Annotated in this window: 19 protein-coding genes; 17 read left to right on the forward strand and 2 right to left on the reverse strand. The window is 57.2% G+C overall.

All coding sequences use genetic code 11. The annotated features are described in order from the left end of the window. Positions 1–81: 81 nt before the first annotated feature. The 11 genes from pdhA (at position 82) to LG294_RS04555 (ending at position 15854) form a co-directional block, all read left to right on the forward strand. A complete protein-coding gene (gene pdhA / locus LG294_RS04505) occupies positions 82–1200 on the forward strand; it encodes a pyruvate dehydrogenase (acetyl-transferring) E1 component subunit alpha (protein WP_404289915.1) in 1119 nt (372 codons plus the stop codon). Then, a complete protein-coding gene (locus LG294_RS04510) occupies positions 1197–2198 on the forward strand; it encodes an alpha-ketoacid dehydrogenase subunit beta (protein WP_404289917.1) in 1002 nt (333 codons plus the stop codon). Before pdhA ends, LG294_RS04510 begins: the two co-directional genes overlap by 4 nt. Beyond that, on the forward strand, positions 2198–3547 hold the full coding sequence (locus tag LG294_RS04515; RefSeq protein ID WP_404289919.1) for a dihydrolipoamide acetyltransferase family protein: 1350 nt from the start codon (positions 2198–2200) through the stop codon (positions 3545–3547). The genes LG294_RS04510 and LG294_RS04515 overlap by 1 nt, the downstream gene beginning before the upstream one ends. 198 nt (positions 3548–3745) lie before the next feature. After that, on the forward strand, positions 3746–5386 hold the full coding sequence (locus LG294_RS04520) for an ABC transporter substrate-binding protein (protein ID WP_404289921.1): 1641 nt from the start codon (positions 3746–3748) through the stop codon (positions 5384–5386). A gap of 184 nt (positions 5387–5570) precedes the next feature. After that, positions 5571–6497 (forward strand): ABC transporter permease, encoded by a 927-nt coding sequence (locus LG294_RS04525; protein WP_404289923.1) that lies wholly within the window; start codon positions 5571–5573, stop codon positions 6495–6497. Further along, positions 6490–7503 carry an ABC transporter permease gene (locus tag LG294_RS04530; RefSeq protein WP_404289925.1) on the forward strand — a complete coding sequence of 338 codons (1014 nt, stop codon included), beginning with the start codon at positions 6490–6492 and terminating at the stop codon, positions 7501–7503. The genes LG294_RS04525 and LG294_RS04530 overlap by 8 nt, the downstream gene beginning before the upstream one ends. Positions 7504–7505: 2 nt before the next feature. Next, on the forward strand, positions 7506–9149 hold the full coding sequence (locus tag LG294_RS04535; RefSeq protein ID WP_404289927.1) for an ABC transporter ATP-binding protein: 1644 nt from the start codon (positions 7506–7508) through the stop codon (positions 9147–9149). Between the two features lie 433 nt (positions 9150–9582). Then, complete coding sequence (locus LG294_RS04540) at positions 9583–11388, forward strand: ABC transporter family substrate-binding protein (protein ID WP_404289929.1); 1806 nt, start codon at positions 9583–9585, stop codon at positions 11386–11388. Between the two features lie 166 nt (positions 11389–11554). Further along, positions 11555–13072, forward strand: coding sequence for an ABC transporter permease (locus LG294_RS04545; RefSeq protein WP_404289931.1), 1518 nt, complete (start codon positions 11555–11557; stop codon positions 13070–13072). A gap of 50 nt (positions 13073–13122) precedes the next feature. Further along, the gene (locus LG294_RS04550; protein ID WP_404289933.1) at positions 13123–14181 is read left to right on the forward strand and encodes an ABC transporter permease; all 1059 of its coding nucleotides are present in this window, start codon (positions 13123–13125) and stop codon (positions 14179–14181) included. After that, on the forward strand, positions 14178–15854 hold the full coding sequence (locus tag LG294_RS04555) for an ABC transporter ATP-binding protein (protein WP_404289935.1): 1677 nt from the start codon (positions 14178–14180) through the stop codon (positions 15852–15854). Before LG294_RS04550 ends, LG294_RS04555 begins: the two co-directional genes overlap by 4 nt. Before the next feature lie 90 nt (positions 15855–15944). Here LG294_RS04555 and LG294_RS04560 read toward each other — a convergent pair whose 3' ends face one another. Together LG294_RS04560 and LG294_RS04565 are read right to left on the reverse strand one after the other, a co-directional pair. Then, a complete protein-coding gene (locus tag LG294_RS04560; protein ID WP_404289937.1) occupies positions 15945–16409 on the reverse strand; it encodes a GNAT family N-acetyltransferase in 465 nt (154 codons plus the stop codon). A 71-nt stretch (positions 16410–16480) separates the two neighbouring features. Next, positions 16481–17095: a TetR/AcrR family transcriptional regulator gene (locus tag LG294_RS04565; protein WP_404289939.1), complete on the reverse strand. Its 615-nt coding sequence runs from the start codon at positions 17093–17095 to the stop codon at positions 16481–16483. A gap of 218 nt (positions 17096–17313) precedes the next feature. Here LG294_RS04565 and LG294_RS04570 point away from each other — a divergent pair, with 218 nt between their 5' ends. The 6 genes from LG294_RS04570 to ispG all read left to right on the forward strand — a co-directional run bounded on the left by LG294_RS04570 (position 17314) and on the right by ispG (position 23815). Next, positions 17314–18468 (forward strand): acyl-CoA dehydrogenase family protein, encoded by a 1155-nt coding sequence (locus tag LG294_RS04570; protein WP_404289941.1) that lies wholly within the window; start codon positions 17314–17316, stop codon positions 18466–18468. A 122-nt stretch (positions 18469–18590) separates the two neighbouring features. Further along, positions 18591–19814, forward strand: a complete 1224-nt coding sequence (gene dxr, locus LG294_RS04575) for a 1-deoxy-D-xylulose-5-phosphate reductoisomerase (protein ID WP_404289943.1) — start codon at positions 18591–18593, stop codon at positions 19812–19814. Continuing rightward, positions 19811–21160, forward strand: a complete 1350-nt coding sequence (locus tag LG294_RS04580) for a M50 family metallopeptidase (protein ID WP_404289945.1) — start codon at positions 19811–19813, stop codon at positions 21158–21160. Before dxr ends, LG294_RS04580 begins: the two co-directional genes overlap by 4 nt. A gap of 23 nt (positions 21161–21183) precedes the next feature. Then, the gene (locus LG294_RS04585) at positions 21184–21483 is read left to right on the forward strand and encodes a YciI family protein (protein WP_404289947.1); all 300 of its coding nucleotides are present in this window, start codon (positions 21184–21186) and stop codon (positions 21481–21483) included. Between the two features lie 479 nt (positions 21484–21962). Then, positions 21963–22517: an NADPH-dependent FMN reductase gene (locus tag LG294_RS04590; RefSeq protein ID WP_404289949.1), complete on the forward strand. Its 555-nt coding sequence runs from the start codon at positions 21963–21965 to the stop codon at positions 22515–22517. A gap of 131 nt (positions 22518–22648) precedes the next feature. Continuing rightward, on the forward strand, positions 22649–23815 hold the full coding sequence (gene ispG, locus LG294_RS04595) for a flavodoxin-dependent (E)-4-hydroxy-3-methylbut-2-enyl-diphosphate synthase (protein WP_404289951.1): 1167 nt from the start codon (positions 22649–22651) through the stop codon (positions 23813–23815). Positions 23816–23829 lie beyond the last annotated feature (14 nt).

Below are 23829 nucleotides of genomic sequence, written 5' to 3' on the forward strand. Positions count from 1 at the left end.
CAACATGTGCCATGTGAGTAGCATCACAGGTAAGTGGTATTGCTGAACTAGCCGTCCACCACCGAATACGCGAGAGTAAGGATGCCGATCGTGTCCACCAAGCACATCGACGTAGCCGCAGGTTGCCTACCCACGCACCAGCTGCTCAACGTCTCCGGAGAAAGAACTCCGGACGAAGAACTAGACCATCACCTCACCGGGCTTACCGAACAAGACCTGGCCGACTTCCTGCGCGACATGGTTGTTCTGCGTCGCCTAGACAACGAGGCCACCGCCTTGCAGCGCCAAGGCCAACTGGGCCTGTGGGCACCGCTGCTCGGCCAAGAAGCCGCGCAAATCGGCTCGGTGCGGGCCACTCAAGACGACGACTTCATTTTCCCTTCCTACCGTGAGCACGGAGTTGCTTGGGCCAGGGGAGTAAAAGCCGAAGATCTGCTCAGCGTCTGGCGCGGTGCCACCGCCAGCGGATGGGATCCGCACGAGGTAAATATTGCTTGCCAACAAATTGTGATTGGCTCCCAGGCGCTGCACGCCGCGGGTTATGGCATGGGCATTAAATTTGATGGCGGAGAGCAAGTAGCCGTGGCCTACTTTGGCGACGGCGCGACCAGCCAAGGCGACCTGAACGAAGCGTTGGTCTTCGCCGCAAGTTTCCAAGCGCCGGTGTTGTTCTTCTGCCAAAACAACCAATGGGCCATCTCTGAGCCGGTAGCGCTGCAAAGCCGCACGCAGATCGCAGACCGCGCCAGCGGATTCGGAGTGAAGACCTGGCGGGTGGATGGCAATGACGTGCTTGCAGTCTATGCGGCTACCAAGGCTGCCTTGGCGCACGCTCGGCACGGATTGGGCCCAACTTTTATCGAGGCTGTCACCTATCGCATGGGCTCCCACACAACCGCTGATGATCCGACGCGGTATCGCAATAACGAGCAGCTCGAAGAATGGAAGGCCAAAGATCCTATCGATCGATTGGTCAACCACCTGACGGTGCTCGGAGCAGATGTGCAGTCCTACCAGCAGCGGGCGCAGAATGCCGCGGACAAACTGGCAGCGGAACTGCGCGAAGCCATCACCACGATGCCGGATCCCGAGCCCGGCGAACTCTTCGAGAACGTGTACTCCGAGGACCATGAGCCCAACCGCAGGCAGAAAGAAAACTACCTGCAGTACCTTGCGAATTTCCAGGACGGTGAAGCATGAGCACTTCAATGATGAAGGCGCTGAACCAATCCTTGCGCGATGCGCTCACCGAAGATGAAAAGGTGATCCTGCTCGGTGAGGACATCGGCACCCTTGGTGGAGTCTTCCGCATCACCGACGGGCTGAAGGCTGAATTTGGCGAGCACCGGGTGGTTGACACTCCGCTGGCCGAATCCGGAATTGTCGGCAGTGCCATTGGCTTGGCCTACCGTGGCTACCGGCCCGTGGTGGAGATCCAATTCGACGGATTCACCTACCCGGCTTTTGACCAGTTGGTCTCCCAGCTGGCGAAGTTGCATTTCCGCTCGCGCGGACGCGTGAAAATGCCGGTCACCGTGCGCATACCCTATGGCGGCGGCATTGGTTCACCCGAACACCACTCGGAATCTCCAGAAGCGTACTTCTCACATACCGCGGGGCTGCGGGTCTTCGCACCTTCCAGCGTTGAAGATGCCTATGTGATGCTGCGCCAAGCGATTGCCTGCGATGACCCGGTGATCTTCTTCGAGCCCAAGCGCCGCTATCACGAAAAGGCGGAAGTCGAGCTGCGCACCCCAGAACACACTGGCTCGCCCAAGGCCAAGGTGCTCACTGAGGGAGAGGACGTCACGGTGGTCGGCTACGGCCCTACCGTCTACACCCTGAAGGATGCGGTACTGGCAGCCGAGGACGAAGGCATCAGCCTGGAAGTCATTGACCTGCGCTGCCTGGATCCACTGGATCTGGACACCGTGGCGGAATCCGTCAAACGCACCGGAAAACTCGTAGTTGTCCATGAGGCGAGCCGCACCTCGGGAATCGGGGCGGAGATTTGCGCGCAAATCACCGAAACCTGTTTTGACTATCTGGAGCACGCTCCGGTCAGGGTGACCGGTTTTGATATTCCGTACCCGCCTTCAAGGCTTGAGTCCCATCACCTGCCGGATCTGGACAAGGTGATGCATGCCGTGGATACGGTCATGCGCCGCAACGAGACGCACACTGGAGGTGCCAAGTGATGGCTCCGAATACTTTTAAGCTTCCCGACCTTGGTGAAGGCCTCACCGAATCAGAGGTGCTGAACTGGAAAATTCAGGTTGGGGAACATGTCACGCTGAACCAGATCATCGCCGAGGTGGAAACCGCGAAGGCCGTCGTTGAGCTGCCCTCTCCATATGCTGGGATCGTGCAGAAACTGCACGCCTCCGCCGGTGAAGTGGTACCGGTCGGTGGACCTCTGGTGACCTTTGGCGATGAGGCTGCAACGCCAAATGCGGATGCCCCCGCCAGTGACGACAAGGGCTCGGCGGAAGCCGGGCGCACGCCGACGCTGGTCGGCTACGGTGCCCCGGCTTCCAGTGGAAACCGTCCGGCCCGACGCGCTCGCGCAGGTGTTGCCTCTGGATCATCTGCCACTGCTCCGGCAACGCAGGCTTCGGCCAAACCGGTACCGGCGCAGAACCCTGAGGCAGCCGATACTGGCGCTCGCCGAACGGTTACCCGTAGCACCCCGCCGGTGCGAAAGCTCGCCCGGGACCACGGGATCGAGCTTTCGGAGGTGCAGGGAAGCGGCGCCGATGGCGCGGTATTGCGAGCAGACGTCGAAGCGCTGATCGGCATATCAGCTAGAGCTGCGGAGCCGGTGGTTGCCTCGAATGGAGTCTCCCCAGCCGATCGGCACGTGAAGATCAGTGCCGTGCGCCGTGCTACCGCGAAGGCAATGGTTGATTCTGCATTCACCGCTCCGCATGCCACCGAATTCCTGACAGTGGATCTGACCGAATCCATAAAGCTTGTTGAAAAGCTGCGCAAGCATCCTCTGCTCAGGGATGTGAAACTCAACATTACGACGCTCACCTCACTGATCGTCACAAGGCTGCTAGGCACCTATCGCGCGCTCAACTCCCGCTGGGATGCGGCGAACGACGAGATTATTGAGTTCGGTTCGGTTCATTTAGGTATGGCCGTTGCCAGCGAACGTGGCCTGCTGGTTCCGGTGGTCAAGGACGCCCAAGCGATGTCCTTGTGTGAGCTGGCAGAGGAGCTGACGCAGATCATCGACCTGGGCCGAGCCGGAAAACTGGCTCCAGCTCAACTGAGCGGAGGCACATTCTCAATTACCAACGTGGGTGTCTTCGGCGTCGATGCTGGCACTCCGATCCTGCCTCCGGGGCAGTCCGGAATTCTTGCTCTCGGACAGGTCAAGCGCCGCCCGTGGGAATTTGAGGATCAGGTGGCTCTGCGCCACACCTCAACGTTGGCTTTGTCTTTCGACCATCGCGTAGTTGATGGGAAAGAGGCTAGCGAATTCCTCGCTGGCCTAGGTGCAGTACTGGAGGACCCTGGAATGATGAACATTTTTATTTGATTTTTTGGCGCTTTCATGAGTAAAAAATTGAGCTTATCGATGGATCAACTCAATTTCAAGCACTACTTTCAAAGTTATTCATTGGTTGTTTCGCAATATTTGATGTAATCTCGTTCACTACGTGCTATGGCTCACAACTTGGAGCCCATGGCGTCTGTGAACTGCAGAAGCAGCAACGATCTGTTGAGGAGAAGAAAGATGCGATACTCGCACGCATCGAAGGCACTGGTTTTGTCCGCTGCCTTGGCATTGACCCTAACCGCCTGTGGCGGAGGGTCTTCGGAAGAATCCGCTGAAGGCGGCTCCGGGGGAGATGCCACCAAGGTCATCACCGCTAACACCACCGAACCACAGAACGGCCTTTTGCCGGCTAACACCAACGAAGTTGGTGGCGGACGTGTCATGGACCTGATCTTCACCGGTTTGGTCAGCTACGACGCCAAGGGCAAGCCAGTCAACGAAATCGCTGAGTCGATCGAGACTGAGGATTCCCAGAACTACACCATCAAACTAGCACCGGGGCACACCTTCTCCGACGGTTCCCCAGTGACCGCTGCTTCGTTCGTGGATGCGTGGAACTTCGGTGCCGCGGCCAAGAACGCACAGCTGAACTCCTACTTCTTCGAGTCCATCAAGGGCTATGCCGAAGTCAGCGCCAAGGATGCAAAGACCGAGGAGATGGAAGGCCTGAAGGTTGTCGATGACAATACCTTCACCGTCGAGCTCAGCCAGCCGGAATCTGACTTCCCGCTGCGTCTTGGTTACACCGCATTCATGCCACTTCCTGAAGCGGCATTTGAAGATCCACAGGCTTACGGCCAAGCACCAATCAGTAACGGTCCTTACAAGTTGGCGGAGTGGAATCACGATGTCAACCTGAAGCTTGAGGTCAACGAGTCCTACGAAGGCCCGCGTAAAGCAGCCAACGGCGGTGTTGACTTCAAGGTTTACCAGTCGACCGAGTCTGCATACCAGGATATTATCTCGGGCAACTTGGACGTACTGGACCAGATTCCACCATCGGCACTGGCAAATTACCAGGATGAACTGGGCGAACGTTCAATCAACGCACCATATGCCGGTAACGCAACCATTACCATCTCGGGCTACTTGGATCACTTCAAGCAGGGCGAAGAGGGCAACCTGCGTCGCGCAGCGATCTCACGTTCCATCGACCGCCAGCAGATCATCGACAAGGTGTACTTCGGAGGCAAGGTCAAAGCCGAAGAATTCACCGCTCCGGTCTTGGAAGGCTACAGTGCCGATATTCCAGGCGCCGAAGTTCTCGACTTTGATGCCGCCGAGGCAAAGAAGCTATGGGATGAAGCCAACGCCATCGAGGCGTGGGATGACTCCGAAGAGTTCTCCATCGGCTACAACGTCGATGGCGCCGGTAACAAGGAATTCGTTGAAGCCGTCGCTAACCAGGTGAAGAACACCTTGGGTATCAACGCGGTAGCCAAGCCATACACCTCCTTCAAGGCCTTGCGTGAAGACGTGGGCAAGAAGACCATGACCGGTGCACACCGTTCAGGTTGGCAGGCCGACTACCCATCGCTGTACAACTTCCTCGGTGCGCTGTACGGCACCGGTGCAGGTTCCAACGATGGCGACTACTCGAACAAGGAATTCGACGACAAGCTCAAGGACGGTCTCGCCGCGACCGATCCGGCCGAAGGCGCAAAGATCTTCAACGAGTCCCAGGAAATCCTCTTCAAGGATCTGCCGGCTATCCCACTGTGGTACCAGGCAGTGCAGGGTGGCTGGAGCGAGAATGTCTCCAATGTTGAATTTGGTTGGAACGGCGTTCCGATCTACAACGCCATCACCGGTAAATAAAGTCAATAACTAAGTCGCCTAGTCAGGTTCGACTCAGTTGAAAACGTCTCAGGGAGACCCGGCACCATCAGGGTCTCCCTTTGGCGTGTCAGTTCGCTCTCTATCTGAACGTCTGGTTTTCACCGACGGAAAGAGGAAATAAAATGGCCCAGTGCCTTGCGGCGTCTCGAGGTGAGACGCGCTCATGCTAAGTTTCACGCTCAAGCGATTCCTGCAGCTGATCCCGGTGTTTATCGGAGCTACGCTACTCGTATACTTCTTGGTCTTCGCGACCCCCGGAGATCCGATTGCCGCACTTTCCGGTGGCAAGCCTATGACCCCAGCTGTTGAATCGGCATTGCGAGCCCAGTACAACCTCGACCAGCCATTCTGGATTCAGTACGGCTTGTACCTGAAGAACTTGGTCACTCTGGATCTGGGTATGTCCTTCTCCGGACAGGAAGTGCGTGACCTGTTGGCGCGCGCATTCCCTGTCACCGCCCGTCTGGCGGTGATGGCGCTGGCCATCGAAGCCGTCTTCGGCATCTTCTTCGGCGTCATTGCCGGCATGCGCAAAGGCAAGGCCTTTGACTCCACCGTGCTGGTCCTCTCGCTGATCGTCATCGCGGTTCCTACCTTCGTGCTCGGCTTTGTACTTCAGTATGTTGTCGGCGTTAAGCTCGAATGGGCTAAGCCAACCGTTTCCGGCGGAGCCACCTGGAGTGAACTTATTCTTCCCGCGGTGGTGCTTGGCCTTGTCTCTTTCGCCTATGTCTTGCGTCTGACTCGTACCTCGATTATCGAGAACAAGCAGGCGGACTATGTGCGCACCGCAACGGCCAAGGGGCTGAGCCGCGGACGTGTAATCAACGTGCACATCCTGCGCAACTCGCTGATTCCGGTCGTGACCTTTCTGGGCGCAGACCTGGGTTCGCTTATGGGCGGTGCGATCGTCACCGAGGGAATCTTCAACGTCCCCGGAGTTGGCAACCTGCTCTACCGTGCCATCCTGAAGGGCGAAACCCCAACGGTGGTCGCGGTGGTCGGTGTGCTTGTGATCGTCTTCGTGCTCGCCAACCTCATCGTAGACATGCTTTACGCACTGCTTGACCCAAGGATCCGTTATGCCTGAGAACCAGAATCATAATCCTGAGGCCGGATTGCCTATCAGCAAGAACCGTGCCGGAAAAATTTCCAAGTACACCATTCCGCACTTTGTCGCACCATTAGATGAGACGCCGTTGCAAGGCGTCGACGCGGTCAAAGAAACTGGCAAGCCATTGTCAATGTGGGGCGAGGCCTGGCGTGCGCTGCGCAAGCGTCCGCTGTTTATTATCTCGGCCTTTTTGATTGTCTTGGTGATCATCATTGCCGCGATCCCTAATCTCTTCTCAGCAGCTGACCCGACCTTCTGCGACCTGCAATTCTCCAATGAAGGCGCAAGCCCGGGCCACCCGATGGGTTATAACTTCCAAGGTTGCGACGTGTATTCACGCGCCATCCATGGAACGAGAGCGTCGCTGATGGTCGGCATCTTCACTACGATCCTAGTGGTCTTGATCGGTGGCACCATCGGTGCCCTCGCAGGATTCTATGGTGGCTGGTTGGACATGATCCTTGCCCGCCTGGGTGACATTTTCTTTGCACTGCCAATGGTGCTCGGTGCCATCATCGTGATGCAGCTTCCAGCTTTCCGCGACAATCGGAGCGTGTGGACAGTGATTATCACGCTGTCCATATTCGGTTGGCCTCAGGTGGCCCGTATTACCCGCGGTGCGGTACTCGAAGCGCGCAACGCAGACTTCGTCAAGGCTTCTCGTGCCTTGGGGCTTTCGCGCGGCAAATCATTGCTCAAGCACGTGATCCCCAATGCCATGGCACCGGTGATCGTGGTCGCTACCGTGAACCTTGGTGTGTATATTGTCGCCGAAGCGACGCTGTCCTTCCTTGGCTTGGGGTTGCCATTCGACGTGATGAGCTGGGGTAACGATATTTCCGCAGCCCAGTCGCAATTGCGCAATAACCCAATGATGCTGATGTGGCCAGCACTGTTCTTGTCCGTCACCGTCTTGAGCTTCATCATGCTCGGCGATGCAGTGCGTGATGCACTGGATCCTAAGTCTCGAAAGGGGAACTAACTGTGGTGCAGAATTCAGAACCTAAGCCCCTGCTGGAAATCAAAAATCTGGCCATTACCTTCAGTACTCCTGATGGCCCGGTCAACGCGGTGCGCAACGCAAACCTGACGGTGATGCCGGGGGAGACCGTGGCAATCGTTGGCGAGTCCGGATCGGGCAAGTCCACTACCGCCTTGGCCGCCATTGGCCTGCTGCCGGGCAACGGCCAGGTTTCTTCCGGTCAGATTCTCTTTGACGGTGAAGATATCTCCAAGGCCAGCGAAAAGCGTTTCGTCGAGCTGCGCGGTAACCACATCGGCATGGTCCCGCAGGACCCGATGAGCAATCTGAACCCGGTCTGGAAGATTGGTTTCCAGGTCAAGGAAACCTTGAAGGCCAACGGGTTGGCGGGGAGCAATCCGAAGCAGCGAGTTGCCCAGGTATTGGCAGATGCAGGCCTTCCGGATGCAGAAACCCGGGCGAATCAGTACCCGCACGAGTTCTCCGGCGGTATGCGACAGCGTGCATTGATCGCCATCGGTCTGGCCTGCCGTCCACGGTTGCTCATTGCCGATGAGCCAACCAGCGCACTGGACGTCACCGTACAGCAGCAGATCTTGGATCACCTGGACACCATGACCAGCGAACTGGGCACAGCGGTCTTGCTGATCACCCACGATCTGGGTCTGGCCGCCGAGCGTGCCGAGAAGGTCATTGTGATGTACAAGGGGCAGGTCGTCGAGTCCGGCCCGGCTCTGGAATTGCTGCGCAATCCGCAGCACCCGTACACCAAGCGACTGATCAATTCGGCGCCCTCGCTGGCCGCCCAGCGTGGAGACAAGCACGAACTTGCCGTGGACGCAGCGGTGGTTGAGAAGAGTGAGCCGCTGCTGAAGATTTCGAACCTGACCAAAGTGTTCGACATCCGCAAGGGCTTGGGACGCAAGGAAAAGTTCACCGCGGTGGACAATGTCTCCTTCGAGATCCCGAAGGGCACCACCACCGCGGTGGTGGGTGAATCCGGTTCGGGTAAGTCAACCATCGCGCAGATGGTGCTCAACTTGCTGGATGCGACCTCCGGGGACATCGTCTTCGACGGCCAGGCCATCGGCAAGCTCAGCGAGCGGGAACTGTTCAAGTACCGCCGCCGTGTTCAGCCGATCTTCCAAGACCCCTACGGTTCTTTGGACCCGATGTACTCGATCTACCGCACCATCGAGGAGCCATTGCGCATCCACGGTATTGGGAATCCGGCCTCGCGGCAGAAGAAAGTTAGAGAACTGCTGGATCAGGTATCCATGCCGGCCTCAACCATGCACCGCTTCCCGAATGAGCTTTCCGGCGGTCAGCGGCAGCGTATTGCGATTGCACGTGCGTTGGCTCTGCAGCCTGAAATGATTGTCTGTGACGAGGCCGTCTCGGCATTGGATGTGTTGGTCCAGGCTCAGGTGCTGGAGCTGCTGGACGAACTGCAGCGCGAGATGGGGCTCACCTACTTGTTCATTACCCATGACCTGGCTGTAGTGCGCGAGATTGCAGACAACGTATGCGTGATGGAACATGGGTTGGTAGTTGAGCAGGGAACGGTTGATGAAATCTTCGAGAATGCGAAGAGCGATTACACCCGTAACCTGTTGGCGGCGATCCCCGGTGCAAGCCTGATCTAAGCGATTTTAACGGTTCATCACCGTCCAACTCAGGGCAGCGACTTCGTATTGAAGTCGCTGCCCTGAGTTCGTTAAAAATGACTTATTCAAGAAATGTTTCAGTTTTGAGAGATGTGAAATAAATGTTGCAAGATCGTTATAAACGAATTGGTCGAGCGCCACTCTGACGCGGGTCATCTGATTGAAAAAACCCAATGTGAAAGAAATCCTTGAAATCTCGGGGATGTGAGCCGGATCTCTAAACTGATCGGTAACAAGGCGATTGTGACCAGATTGTTTCACGGCCCGGCTCGGGAGATGTGAAACGCATCTTTCTATATCCAAGATGGCAAAATCCGGTTAGTCTATTGCTCAATGGTTACATCATGTGATGTGTTCCACACTGAACTTCATGGTTCAGAACTCGTATCGTTCAAATTCTCAAGGAGGCGGAATGCGATTCCAACGTGTTTCGAAGGCAGTAGTAGTAGGTGCCGCGATGGCTCTAGCGCTGTCCGCATGTGCACCAGGCGGCGGCAATGACCCACAGGCTTCCGAATCAGGTGCCGAAGGTGGCAACGGCTCGGCCGAAGTTACCAATAGCGGTCTCGCAGACCTCGGCGAAGTCACCACCAAAGATGGCAGCATTGCCGTCTCGGTCGGTGCGCCGGAGTTCATCAGCTACAACGGTTTCACACCGAACACCTACTCGACCTACAACTCCGCCATCGTCGACCGGATGTTTGCCGGCTTCTCATACTTCGGTACCGATGGAACCCTGTACCCGAATGAAGATCTGGGATCCTACGAGAAGATCAGCGACGACCCGCTGACGATCAAGTACACCATCAACGAGAACGCCAAGTGGTCCGACGGAACGCCAATCACCGTCGCCGACTCTGTCCTCGCCTGGGGCGTGCAGAACCTGAATCTGAACGACGGTGGAGACAAGACCAAGCCATTGTTCAACTCTGTCTCCGTTGACCTGGGCGACACCGTGCCGAAGGGTCCGCAGGGCGACGTTGCTGGCAAAGAATTCACCGTAGAGTTCGAATCCCCGGATCCCGACTGGGCCTTGCAGTCCTGGATGCTGCAGCCAGCTCACGTAGTGGCCAAGGAGGCCGGCATGAGCACCGAGGAGCTGGCAAACGCCATCCTCGCCGGTGAATCCGACAAGCTGAAGGAAGCGGCCAAGTTCTGGAACGAAGGCTGGGTTACCAACCCAGGCACGCTCCCTGACGAAGCGCTTGTCCCAGTTTCCGGACCGTACAAGCTCGGCTCTTGGAAGGCCGGCGAATCGGTCACCTTGGTCGCCAATGAGGAATACTACGGAACTGCACCGTCAACCAAGGAACTGAACTTCCGCTTCGTTGAAGACGCCGCCATGGTCCAGGCTCTGCAGAACAAGGACATCGACGTCATCAACCCGCAGCCAACGGTTGATACCTTGTCCCAGCTTCAGGCTTTGGGCGACGCGGTCAACATCCAGCAGGGCGACACCCTGACTTGGGAGCACCTGGACTTCAACTTCAAGGGCGATAACAAGTTCAAGAACCTGGAGCTGCGCAAGGCGTTCGCCATGTGTGTTCCACGTCAGAACATCGTTGACAACCTGGTTAAGCCGCTGAACCCAGAGGCAATCGTGATGAACTCCCGCGAGGTCTTCCCGTTCCAGGACAACTATGAAGACGTCGTTGCCGCATCCTATGACGGACGCTACGATCAGGTCGACATCGAAGGCGCGAAAAAGATCCTCGAAGCCGAGGACGCTGTGGGCGCCGAGGTGCGCATCGGCTACTCGGCTCCGAACGAACGCCGTACCAACGAAGTTGCAGCCATCAAGTCCTCCTGCGACGAAGCTGGCTTCAAGATTGAAGATGCCGGAGATCCCAAGTTCTTCGCACCGGGCGGAACACAGGAACGCGGCGACTACGACGTAGCACTGTTCGCTTGGGCAGGTTCGGGCCAGATTTCCTCCGGTCAGAACATCTACGCTACCGACAAGCCGCAGAACTACGGCAAGTACTCCAACGAGCAGGTAGACGCCGAATGGGAGACCCTGGCAACCTCGCTGGATCCGGCCGTACACCAGGAGCAGATCAAGAAGATCGAGAAGCTCTTGTGGGATGACCTTTATGGCATCCCAGTCTTTGCCCACCCAGGCCTGAGCGCCTCGGGCTCAGATATTCAGAATGTCCGCCACACCGCGACCCAGGACCAGATTGTCTGGAACGCAAAGCAGTGGGTACGTGCAGAGTAACTGCCACTAGGCACTGAGCTCAGACACCGTGAGTGAACGACTGCGGGGCCCGATGGATCGTCGGGCCCCGCAGTGTGTCCACCACAGCCCCACAACGATTTGAATTCGCTACTACCCTCAGCGACAAGAATCGTTCGGTGAGAAACGAAAGTAGGACATAGACGCCGTGTTGAAATTCATCGCCAAGCGACTTGGATCAGCCCTCGGAGTGCTGTTCGCAGCCTCGCTGCTGCTGTATATCCTCGTCATCAACTCCGGTGATCCGCTCAAGGATCTGCGCGAAAGCAACGCCGATAATCGCGAGTTTCTGATGGCCCAGCGCATCGATTACATGGAGCTGGATCTGCCCTGGTACCTGCGCTACTGGGACTGGCTGACTGGAGTTTCAAAGTGCTTTGTCGGCCAATGCGACCTGGGACGAAATATTAACGGTGTGGAAGTCTCCGGATTGCTGGCTAACGCCGCAGCCTCGACCCTGCGGCTGGTGCTAATCGCCACCCTGATCGCCGCGATCCTGGGTATCGCCATCGGTGTGCTCACCGCGGTGCGCCAATATTCGGGACTTGATTACATAGTCACCTTCCTGACCTTCCTCTTCTTCTCCCTGCCAGTATTCTGGGCAGCTGTGCTGCTCAAGGAATACCTCGCTATCGGATTCAACGACTGGATAGCATCCCCGGATATCTCCTTGGGGACTTCAATACTTATTGGCGTGGTCTTTGGTCTCATCTTGCAGATGTTCCTCGCCGGTTCACTCAAGCGCCGCGCGCTGACCTTCGCGGTGGCCGCTGTATTCGTGCCATTGGCCCTGCAATACTCGCTGTGGTTGAACTTCTACCGCTTCCCGCAAATGGGACCCGCATTCATTGTGGTCCTCACCGCACTGGTAGCCCTCTCGGCCACCGCGATGAGCACCGGACTCAAGGAAAAGCGGGTACTTTACCCCGCATTGCTCACCGTGGTGCTCGTGCTGATCGCCTACTACGCGACCTTCTACCTGATGGCCGAACCGAATACCTGGATCCTGCTGGGCGGATTGATCCTCGCGGTGGCGTTGCCTGCCCTGCTTGGACGCTTCATGGGCGGACGGCTGCGCAAGGTCGCCGCCAACGTCGCGATGATAACTGGCTTTGTCGGTGCCGCGCTGACCGTGATCGATCATCTGTTCCGCGCATGGCCAGGCTTCCTGGACAACAAGGGACGCCCAATCTCCACCATCGGTTCCTCCACTGCGAACTTCGAGGGCGGCTACTGGGACCACTTCCTGGATAACGCCACCCAGCTGCTGCTGCCCACCATTCTGCTGGCAATTATCTCCTTGGCAAGCTACTCGCGGTACACCCGTTCCTCGATGCTCGAAGTTCAGCAGCAAGACTACATCCGTACCGCCCGTTCCAAGGGTTTGAGCGAGCGCACGGTGATTTTCCGCCACGCTTTCCGCAATGCCATGATTCCCATCGCTACCATCGCGGCCTTCGACTTCGCCGGTCTGATCGGTGGCGCGGTGATTACCGAGCGGGTGTTCGGCTGGAAGGGCATGGGCGAAATGTTCGCCACAGGTCTTGATCGCGTGGACGCCAACCCGGTAATGGCCTTCTTCCTGGTCACTGGTACCGCGGCAATTCTCTTCAACCTGATGGCAGACATTGTCTACGCCATGCTCGACCCACGCATTCGCGTCTAGGCGGCCATGACAATTCACACCAATAGTGTCTGGGACATTAAGGACAAGCGATGAGTAACACCAACGACAAACTGCCACAGAACATCACCTCCATTGCCGACCTGGAGGATGCGAAGCTTGCCCGCCAGGCCGAAGATTCAAAGAGCCAAGGGCGCATCGTCGTCGGGCGTTTCCTGAAGCACAAGCTCGCCATGACATCGAGCATCATCTTGGTCTTCATCACCGTGATGGCCTTCAGCTCGGTGGGGTGGGGAGTTTTCCCGGGCTGGTGGGACAAGTCCTACCTTGATGCCGGAAGCGTGGTCAACGGAGGCAAGCCAACCTTGAGCCTGGTGCCAACCTGGCTGGGCGGCGAAGGCATCCGCTGGGGGGAGAACCCCTTCGGCCAAGACTCCATCGGCAAGGACTACTTTGCCTTGGTCATGACCGGCACGCAGAAGTCGATCATCATCGGTGTGGTGGTCGGTTTGGTTTCAACCTTCCTCGGCGCAGTGATCGGTGCGGTTGCAGGATACTACCGTGGCTGGGTCGATGAGGTACTGATGCGCATCACCGACCTGTTCATCGTCATTCCGCTGCTGGTTCTGGCCGCCGTACTTGGCCAGATTGCCGGTGCGACCTCCGGCTCGATCATCACCCTGGCTTTCGTCCTGGGCCTGGTGACCTGGACCGGTCTGGCCCGACTGGTCCGCGGCGAAATCCTCAGCTTGCGCGAACGCGAATACGTGGCGGCGGCCCAGGCCATGGGCTCGAAAACCTCGCGAGTGATCTTTAAGCACCTATTGCCCAACACCATCGGGGTGATCGTGGTCAACGCGACCTTCGCCATCGCCGGCGCAATCCTGCTTGAGTCTTCGCTGTCCTATCTGGGCTTCGGCGTGCAGCCGCCGGAATCCTCGCTGGGTCTGCTGATCAGCCAGTACCAGAATGCGTTTACCTCCCGTCCATGGCTGTTCTGGTGGCCGGGCATGATCATCGTCACCATCGCATTGAGCGTGAATTTCCTCGGCGATGGCCTACGCGACGCCTTCGACCCACGCCACACCGGCAAGCGCCGCCGCCGTCGGGCAGGGCTCTTTGCCCTGCCAACCCGCAAGGAGAAGCCATGAGCACCGAAGCAACAGAAAATTATGCACTGAGCTTCAACGACCTGAAGGTCACTTTCGAAACCGCCGGCCCCGACGTCCATGCGGTCAAGGGGCTATCCCTGGCCGTGCGCCCGGGCGAAGTGGTGGCGCTGGTCGGTGAATCTGGTTCCGGCAAGTCGGTGACCTCCACCGCCGCAATGGGATTGTTGCCGGAGAACGCCAACGTCACTGGCATAGCCAAGGTCGGCAACGTGAACGTGGTGGGCCTGGATGAGGGCAAGATGCGCAAGATGCGCGCCACGGACATCGCCATGGTGTTCCAGGAGCCTATGACCGCGCTGAACCCGGTGCTCAGCATCGAGCGCCAGCTCACCGAAGCGCTGGAACTGCACGACGTAGCCTACGGCAAGGAAGCCACCGACCGTGCCATCGAGCTGCTGACCATGGTTGGCATCCCGGATCCAGCCAAGCGCATCAAGCAATATCCGCACCAGTTCTCCGGAGGTCAGCGTCAGCGAATCGTGATCGCCATGGCGATCTCCTGCGATCCGAAGGTGATCATTGCCGATGAGCCAACCACCGCGCTGGACGTGACGGTGCAGGCCGAAATCCTTGACCTGCTCCGCGAACTCAAGGATCGACTAAACACAGGCATTTTGCTGATCACCCACAATATGGGTGTCGTGGCGGATATGGCCGATCAGGTAGCGGTGATGTTCCAAGGAAATCTGGTGGAAACCGGCGACGTGCAACAGGTACTGCTGCACCCGCAGCACGAATATACCCAGCGTCTGCTCTCCTCGGTGCCGCGGCTTTCCCCGGTGATTATCGACGAGCGTTCAACGCATAGCGAAGAGACCGCGGAAGCCGGCCGAGAGCTGGTCTTGGAAGCCAAAGACCTTATATTGGAATACGACATGCGCGGCACCGTCTTCCGGGCGGTGGAAGACGTCAGCTTCGACATCGCCAAGGGCGAAGTGCTTGGCATCGTAGGCGAATCCGGGTCGGGTAAATCGACCATCGCCAAGGCGGTGCTCGGCCTGCTGCCGGTGGCTTCCGGGACGTTGTCGGTCAAGGGACATAATCTGCCCAAGCTCTCTCCGCGCCAGGCTCGCCAGGTGCGCAAGCAGATCGGCGTGATCTTCCAGGACCCGGCAGCCTCGCTGAACCCACGATTCCCCATCGGCGATTGCATCACCGAGCCGATGGTGGTGCATAAAGTCGGCACCAAGGCCGAGCGGATCAAGCGTGCGCAGGAATTGCTGGACGCAGTGAAGCTTCCGCGAAATGTTATCAACCGATACCCGCACGAGCTTTCCGGCGGTCAGCGTCAGCGCATCTGTATTGCCCGCGCGCTGACCTTAAACCCGGAGCTGCTGATTGCCGACGAGCCGACCAGCGCACTGGACGTTTCGGTCCAGGCCCTGGTGTTGGAGATGCTTCAGGATCTGCAGCGAGATTTCAATTTCGCGTGCCTATTTGTCAGCCATGATTTGGCCGTTGTCGATATGCTCGCCGACTCGGTGGTAGTGATGCAAAACGGCAAATCGGTGGAGAAGGGCCGAGTGAAGACGGTGCTGCACGCACCAGCTCACGACTACACCCGCAGATTGCTGGCGGCCGCCCCGGTCCCGGATCCAATCGAGCAGGCGGTGCGCCGCGAGGCGTGGCGTACCTTGAACGCCACCAAGTAGTTCGCCGTAGCTAGAGCATTCCTCATTAAACAACTGACCGCAGTTCACACGTCTTCGGGTGAACTGCGGTCAGTTGTATCTAAGTGACTTTTAGTCGTCGAGCTGCAGGACGATCTCGGTGACAACCGCGGCGCGGGCGTTTGAGAAGATCTGCTCGGTGCCTACCTGCTTGAAGCCGCGACGTTCTAGGACCTTGAGGGAACCAAGATTGTCCTGCACTACATGTGCGGTCAGCGGACGCTTAGTGAATTCTGCAAGGAACGCGTCAACGGCGCTGGTGGTGATTCCCTTGCCCCAGAACTTGGTGGAGGTCCAGAAGTTGATCTCTGGCTTCGTGCCATCAAAGACCAAAATCGAGCCAGCAACTTCACCTTCGTGCTCGATCGTGCGAACCAGCACCGACTCATCATTGAGGATTGAGCTCCAGTGATGATCGAATACTGCACGGTCCGAAGGGTTGCGGGCCTGATAGGCCGCCATCAGGTTCGCCTCGGGTTCCTGCTGGTGAGCAAAGAATGCGTCCAAGTCGGAAGGGCGGACTTCACGTAATTGCACAGTAAAGGCCTTTCTTTCGTGAGGTGGTACGCGCCCGATTGAACGCGCCCAGAATAAGTGGGACTTAGTTTCTAGACTACCGGGGATGTGAGTGCCGCGAGTGCCATATTCGAGAGCAACGGCTTTAACCCGGATTTCTTAGTACGTGGTGAGTGCGCCGAGTGCGCGGTGGAGTTGAGCAGTCCGAAGACCGCGTGTGCCCTGAAACGGTGCGACTGTGGGCTTCCGGTGGGATGCATTTGGGCCAATTGCTCGGTCCATAAAGCTATGTAGTTATTTTGAAGTTTACGAACTAAGGCGAGTTCGGTCTTCGGCAGCGACTTCAAATCGCGGTCCTGAACCTGAAGGATGTCTGGTCGCGCGAGGGAGAAATCGGTGTGGAAATCAACCAGTCGGGACAGCACTTCCAAGGGTTCACCTCCACTTTCTGCGGCCTGGAGACCGCCAGCGAAGATGTCTTTGGACATATCTACCAGCAAAGCGATGAGCAGCGCCTGCTTGCCAGCAAAATGCCGATACACGGCGGGCCCCGAAATGCCGCAGGCGGCTCCCAGATCTTCCAAGGAAACGCCAGCGTAACCGTGCAACGCAAAAAGCCGTGTCGCTTCACGCAACAGCGCATCACGACGTTCGGCCTTGGCGCGCTCGCGATCAGTTGGCTCAGTGAGCGATTGATATCTGCTCAACGCATTTACTCCTTAGAAACCCCGTCCAACTATGGACAACTGTGAAGTACGCCACTAGTGTCAAAATGTAGCTGGACAAACACAGTTAATAGAAATTAACCATACTCGCCGGACGGTCAGCTTCCAAGATTTAGCGTCCGCGTCGGACATGGCCCAGCACCGGTCATTGCGTTAAAACGTGAGGCCGGTGTGGACAACCTCGAAAGAAGAGAGTGCCCGTGATTGATCTCGAACTCGACGAACTGTACCAAGACCTGGTCGACGTCGTCCGTGAATTCGCCCAACAAGTCGTTGCTCCGGTCAGCGCCAAGCATGATGCGGAGCATAGCTTCCCATATGAAGTAGTTGCGCAAATGGGGGAGTTGGGCCTATTCGGTTTGCCGATCTCCGAAGAATACGGCGGATCCGGCGGCGACTACTTCGCGCTGGCCCTAGCCCTAGAAGAACTGGGACGAGTCGACCAATCGGTAGCCATTACCTTGGAAGCGGGCGTCTCCCTCGGAGCGATGCCGATCTTCCGTTTCGGAAATGAAGAACAAAAACAGCGGTGGTTGCCAGATCTCGCCGCTGGCAAGAACCTTGCGGGATTCGGCCTGACCGAGCCCGGTGCCGGGTCTGACGCGTCGGCCACGAGAACCAAAGCTAAGCTCGAAAATGGACAGTGGGTTATCGATGGTTCCAAGGAATTCATCACGAACTCTGGAACTGACATCACCTCGTTGGTTACAGTCACCGCCGTAACCGGAGTCGATGAGTCCACCGGCAAGAAAGAAATCTCCACGATTATCGTTCCTTCGGGTACCGAAGGATTCGTCGCGGAGCCTGCCTACAACAAGGTCGGCTGGCATGCCAGCGACACCCACCCGCTGAGCTTCAACGGCGCTCGTGTCCCAGAGGAGAATTTGCTCGGTGAACGTGGTCGTGGATACGCCTACTTCCTGGAGATCCTTGACGAGGGGCGTATCGCCATCGCGGCCCTCGCGACCGGCGCAGCCCAAGGCTGCTTGGATGAGGCGGTAGCTTACGCGAAGAATCGACAGAGCTTCGGAGCTGCGATTGGCAAGAATCAGGGAATCTCATTCATGATTGCGCGCATGGCCTCGCGAGTACATACCTCGCGGTTGGCCTACTACGCGGCCGCAGCCAAAATGCTCGCCGGTAAAGACTTCAAGATCGAAGCGGCCCACGCTAAGCTCGTCGCCAGTGAAGCAGCCATGGATAACGCCCGAGATGCCACCCAGATCTTTGGCGGCTACGGATTCATCAACGAGTCCTTGGTGGCCCGTCACTATCGTGATTCAAAGATTCTGGAAATCGGTGAAGGCACCACCCAGGTTCAGCTGATGCTGATCGCCCGCAGCCTCGGGTTGTAAAGGCCTAAACCTCGAATTGTCCTACCGGTGAGCGGCGGATCATCAGCTTCGCTCGCCGGTACGACTGGTTTGAGCGCGCCGGTGAATCTGCACTTTGGGAGCTCACAGATAATACGACCATAATGGTACGGGTGAGCATCCAATCTTCTTTTAAAACTGCGGATCATCCGCGCCGAGTTACGCTGATCGGTTCTACCGGATCCATTGGCACCCAAGGCCTGGATGTCATAAAAAATGCCCCGGAGCAATTTAGCGTCGCCGCGCTGAGCGGTGGCTACAATCTGAACCTCCTCGCCGAACAGGCAGTCGCCTTCCGCCCGGACATGGTGGGCGCGGCGGTAGAAAGCAAAGATGAACTAGCGACCGCGATCGCGCAGGCGGCCCAGGATAAAGGTGTGAGTGGCTACTCCCCGGAACTCCTCGTAGGGTCGCAAGCTGCCACGAAGATTGCCGGCTATGCGGAATCTGATGTGGTGCTCAACGGTATTACCGGCGCCATTGGGTTAGAACCAACCATCGCGGCTTTGAAAGCCGGGCACCTGCTCGCTCTAGCGAATAAAGAATCGCTGATTATTGGCGGTCAAGTCGTGAAGCAAATTGCCGCACCCGGGCAAATCTCCCCAGTGGACTCCGAACACTCTGCCCTGGCCCAAGCCTTGCGCTCGGGCACCCCAGAGGAAGTCTCCAAGCTGATTGTCACCGCCTCCGGTGGACCATTCTTTGGATATAGCTATGAGCAGCTACGCGAAGTCACCCCAGCCCAGGCGCTGGCTCACCCAACCTGGGATATGGGGCGAATGGTCACCACTAACTCGGCGACCATGGTCAACAAGGCCTTGGAAGTCATCGAAGCCCACCTGCTCTTTGATGTGCCTCTGGAGCGTATCGAACCGCTGGTACACCGTCAGTCAGTAGTGCATTCAATGGTTGAGTTCATTGACGGTTCGGTCATCGCACAGGCTTCCCCACCGGATATGCGGTTAGCAATCGCCTTGGGCATCAATTGGCCACACCGCGTAGCCGGAGCCGCAAGCCCCTGCGATTTTTCCACCGCCAGCTCATGGACCTTTGAACCATTGGACGAGTCGGTATTTACCGCGGTGAAGTTGGCAAAGCAGGCAGCTGCCGCCTCGGGCACCCATATGACCGTGTATAATGCGGTGAACGAAATTGCGGTAGACGCCTTCCACGAGGGCAAGATCCGCTTTACCGATATTGTCGAGACAATTGAACAAGTGTTGGAAGACTACACTCCGGTGAACGCCGAACTTTCTGTGGAGCTAGTTCTAGAGACCGATCGGTGGGCGCGAGCCTACGCAATCTCGCTGCTGAAGGAAAAAGCATGAGCGTATTAATGTTCCTTGGCGGCGTACTATTCATGGTCATCGCCATTGCGCTGTCCATTGCCCTGCACGAGGTGGGTCACCTGCTGCCGGCCAAGAAATTCGGACTGCGCGTTCCGCAGTACATGATCGGTTTCGGCAAAACGATCTTTTCGTTTAAGCGTGGCGAGACCGAGTACGGGCTGAAGGCACTTCCGCTCGGCGGCTACATCTCAATGGTGGGCATGTACCCGCCCCGCCCGGCCAGTAAAGCCAATGTGGCGCAAAAGAAACCAAGTTTCTTCGATAAAGTCTTCGGGCAGATGGTTGACGATGCCCGGTCGCAAGCCAACGAGAACGTCGAAGCCAGCGATGATGGCAGACTGTTCTACCAGCTGCCCATCTACAAGCGCATCATCATTATGCTCGGTGGGCCCTTCGTTAACCTGCTGCTCGGTTTTTTGCTGATCGGCGTGGTGATCACCGGATTCGGTGTGCCCACGACGACAACAACCGTCTCCGAGGTCTATCAGTGCATCGCGAGCGCCGAAAATTCTGACGCGACCGAATGCACCGCCACGGATAAGGAAGCTCCGGCCTATGCCGCGGGTCTGCTACCGGGGGACACCATCACTTCGGTCAACGGCACCGCTGTGTCGCACGACGCGTGGTATGAACTCACCGGCGTGATTCGTGATCACCCGGGCGAAAGCATCGCCCTGGAATATGAACGCGGTGGCATTATGCATGACACCACGCTGACCCCGCATCTGACCGAACGTCCGGTGCTGGATGACGAAGGCTATCCGGTGACCGACGAGAACGGCACTATGGAAACCGCGCAGGTCGGATTCGTGGGGATGAGCTCGCAGGTCGAGAACATTTCCCAGCCAGTCACCGAAGTTCCTGGCGTAGTCGGCGATCAGCTTCTGAACATCGGCAACGTCATTCTGCACCTGCCGCAGCGCATGGTTGATGTAGCTCAGGCTGCCTTCGGCACCGAAGAACGAGACCCGAATGGTCCAGTCTCCATCGTTGGGGTGGGACGGATCGCCGGCGAAATCAACTCCCATGAGGGTCTTGCGATTGATGACAAAATCGCCTCGCTGCTCTCGCTGGCCGGCGGATTGAACCTCGCACTATTTGCCTTCAACCTGATCCCCTTGTTGCCACTGGACGGTGGACATGTCATCGGTGCACTGTACGAGGGGCTGAAGCGAACCGTCGGCAGGATCTTTGGAAAAAAGAACATCGCACCGGTGGATACCATCAAGTTGTTGCCCCTCACCTACGTGGTGGTTGCTGCGATGCTGGTTATGGGCGGGCTCTTAATATACGCAGACATTTTCAAACCAATCACAATCTTCTAGGCCGAGCGAAATAGGCTGTAGCCATGACTGTTTTTGCTGTTGAATACACCTATGCTCAGGACTCGACCGACCTGCGCAACGAACACCGCCCGGCGCACCGCGATTACCTCTGTGAGTTCCTCGGCGATGGTGCGGTTCGCCTTCTCGCTTCGGGTCCCACCCCGGTAGTGGACGGTGCCCTGCTCATTTTTGCAGCTGAGGACAAGTCCGCCCTCAATGAGGTGTTGGCTAATGATCCATTCAGCAAGGTCGGCGCGCTAGAGCAGACCGACATCACCGAATGGAACCCGGTGATCGGCCTGCTCACGCAATTCGCTTCCTGAAAACTCGATGTTCATCGCCCCCGGCCACAATCACTTTGATTGTGGTCGGGGGGTTTTAATTCTTTGACCTAACAAGTGACTCCGGAGAGAGGCCTTTCGCGGCTGCTACTAATTCATTTCAGGCTAGGATCTGCGGAAGATTTAGACGGATTCCAATGGACCGGGCGAAAAGCGGACGCTCGGGTGTTGCGGTATGTCCGCAACCTTAGTTGAAGGGTGGGAACGCGAACTGTCTGCTGCAAGTGCAGACAAGAAGTGACCGTGCCGCTTTTAACTGAGTTAGATCTATCGCAATTGTCCGGCAACGAATTCGTTTCTGCGCTGGTAGGCCTATGCAGAACTGCGATTGTGCAATACACGCATTTTACGTGCGCCATGTCACATGCTGTAGCGGAATTGATTCCCAGAGCTACTCGTTGGAGTAGATGAAGCGTCAGCTTTGTCTACTTTTTGATGCACTAAATTAGGAGAAGAACTATATGGCTACAAAGGTTATTACCCTCGTTGGTTCCCTGCGTTCTGGTTCAACTAACCAGCAACTGGCAGAAGCCACCGCCCTGAACTCTCCAGAAGGCGTTGAAGTGAGCGTGTACTCGGGCCTTGATAGCCTTCCGTTCTACAACGAAGACCATGACGTTGAAGGCGGCGTGCCTATGGCAGCGCAGGCATTGCGTGACGCGGTTGGCGCGGCGGACGCCTTGTTGCTGATTTCTCCTGAATACAACGGCACCATGCCAGCAGTTCTCAAAAACGCTATCGACTGGCTCTCACGCCCATTCGGAGCAGGCGCCGTCAAGGACATGCCATCGGTTGTCATCGGCACCGCCTTCGGTCAGTACGGTGGCGTATGGGCCCAGGACGAAGCCCGCAAGGCACTGAACATTGCAGGCGCCAACGTCCTTGAGAACGTGAAGCTCTCCATCCCTAACTCGGTGGTTCGCTTTGCCGAAACCCATCCTAAGGATGACGCTGAAGTTGCCGAGCAGGTTGCAGAAGTACTGAGCAACATCCGTGCCGTTGCAGAATCCAACTAAGTAACTTTTCTTTGAATCTGTGATGAAAAGCCACGACGCTGGTCGTGGCTTTTCTCGCATCCTTACCAATAGCACGCCAGACGGTGCGATACTTGGTATAGAAATACCTACAATCACTTCGGAGGCATCCATTGACTTCGGTCAAACTCGGCATGCCGGCGGCACCACCGCCGGTAATCACTCCACGTCGTAAAACCCGTCAGTTCAATGTCGGCAATGTGGGCATCGGCTCGAACTCGCCTATTAGCGTGCAGACGATGACTACGACCAAGACGCATGACATTAACGCAACTCTGCAGCAGATCGCTGAGGTGACGGCCGCCGGTTGCGACATTGTGCGCGTCGCTTGCCCGACCGACAAAGATGCTGAGGCCTTGCCGATCATCGCGATGAAATCGCAGATCCCGGTCATCGCCGACATCCACTTCCAACCGAAGTACGTATTTGCGGCAATTGAAGCCGGCTGTGGTGCCGTCCGCGTGAATCCCGGAAATATCCGCAAGTTTGATGACCAGGTCAAGCAAATCGCTCAGGCCGCTAAGGATCACGGTACCTCGATTCGTATCGGAGTCAACGGTGGTTCGCTGCATCCGAAGCTGCTCAAGAAGTATGGCAAGGCAACTCCTGAGGCACTCGTAGAGTCGGCCATCTGGGAAGCTTCGCTGTTCGAAGAACATGGTTTCCATGACTTCAAGATTTCGGTCAAGCATAGCGATCCGGTCATCATGGTCCGTGCCTACCAGCTCTTGGCTGAGTCAGGCGACTGGCCATTGCACCTTGGTGTCACCGAAGCCGGTCCGACATTCCAAGGCACCATCAAGTCCTCTGTCGCCTTCGGCTCCCTCCTCTCGCAGGGCATTGGCGACACCATCCGTGTTTCCCTTTCGGCCCCGCCGGTCGAAGAGGTCAAGGTTGGTAACCAAATCCTCGAATCGTTGAACTTGCGTCCACGCAAGTTGGACATCGTTTCCTGCCCATCTTGTGGCCGCGCTCAGGTGGACGTTTACTCGTTGGCAGAAAAGGTCACCGCAGGCCTTGAAGGCATGGACGCTCCGCTACGAGTAGCTGTTATGGGCTGTGTCGTTAACGGACCGGGCGAAGCGCGCGACGCCGATCTTGGCGTAGCCTCCGGTAATGGGAAGGGACAGATCTTCGTCAGGGGCGAAGTAATCAAGACCGTTCCCGAGGATCAGATTGTCGAAACTCTTATTGAAGAAGCTAATCGTTTAGCTGAAGAAATGGATCTTGGCGATGACGAGAATCCTGCCTCGGGTTCTCCCGTGGTCTCCGTCAGCTAGGCAGAGCCCGCCCG

Origin of the sequence: Glutamicibacter arilaitensis, assembly GCF_044793945.1 — a bacterium.
GTDB classification, from domain to species: domain Bacteria; phylum Actinomycetota; class Actinomycetes; order Actinomycetales; family Micrococcaceae; genus Glutamicibacter; species Glutamicibacter arilaitensis_B.